Raw genomic sequence first — 1,165 nt, forward strand, 5'->3', positions numbered from 1 at the left:
CCGAAGCGACCGGCGCGCCCTCGCCGAACTCGGTGCAGTGGCTGCTGACCGGCGCGGACTGGGATCCCGACCTGCTGCGTGATGACCTGCGCGGATGGGTGGTTGACCGGATTGGTGAGCCGGGCGGGGTGCTGGTGGTCGACGACACCGGGTTCCTGAAGAAGGGCACCAAGTCCGCGGGCGTGCAGCGCCAGTACACCGGCACCGCCGGGCGGATCGAGAATTGCCAGATCGGGGTCTTCCTTGCCTACGCCACCCCGGCCGGGCGCACGTTGTTGGACCGGGAGCTCTACCTACCTCAGTCCTGGACCGCCGACCGCGAGCGCTGTGCCGAGGCCGGGATTGGCCAGGAGGTCGGGTTCGCGACCAAGCCCGAGCTCGCGCAGCGCATGCTCGCCCGCGCCCTCGATGCCGGCGTGCCCGCCGGGTGGGTGACCGGTGATGAGGCCTACGGCCAGGTCGGGGCTCTGCGGGGCATGCTCGAGGACCGCGGGATGTCCTATGTGCTCGCCGTCCCGTCCAACCAGCGTGTTCACCCCGCCGGGACGTCGATCGCTGGCGGTGAGACCAGGATCGACGCCGCCGTGAACACCATCGCCGCGCAGGCGTGGACCACGATCTCGGTCGGGGCCGGCGCCAAGGGCCCCCGGGTCTACCAGTGGGCCCGCGCCGCGATCCGCCCGCTGGCCGGGCCCGGCTACTGGCTCCTGGCCCGCCGCAGCCTGTCCAACCCCACCGACATCGCCTACTACCTCGCCGCGGCGCCACCGCGCACGCCGCTGCGCGAGCTGGCCCGCATTGCCGGGGCCCGCTGGGCGATCGAGGAGACCTTCCAGACCGCCAAGAACGAGGTCGGCCTCGACCACTACCAGGTCCGGCGCTATCCCGGCTGGTATCGCCACATCACCCTGGCCATGCTCGCGCACGCCTTCCTCACGATCACCCGGGCCGCCACGCGCCCCCGGGAAAAAGGGGGTCATGGGGAAGACCCGTCGCCCTCAGCGAACTGATCCCGCTCTCACTGGCCGAGATCCGACGCCTCCTCGTGGGCCTGGCCTGGACTCCGACCAGCCGCCTGACCAGCATCTTGTCCTGGTCACACTGGCGCCGACGCCACCAAGCCCGAGCCCGCACCTGCCACTACCGCACCCGAGCTAGACGACTA

The 1,165-nt window shown here is 71.3% G+C and carries 1 protein-coding gene; it reads left to right on the forward strand.

Translation table 11 applies throughout. The annotated features are described in order from the left end of the window. A partial coding sequence (locus tag PHK61_RS31810) for an IS701 family transposase (protein WP_274285042.1) occupies positions 1–1,010 on the forward strand: 1,010 nt, incomplete at its 5' end. Positions 1,011–1,165 lie beyond the last annotated feature (155 nt).

Source organism: Actinomycetospora lutea, assembly GCF_028737205.1.
In the GTDB taxonomy this organism is placed as follows: domain Bacteria; phylum Actinomycetota; class Actinomycetes; order Mycobacteriales; family Pseudonocardiaceae; genus Actinomycetospora; species Actinomycetospora lutea.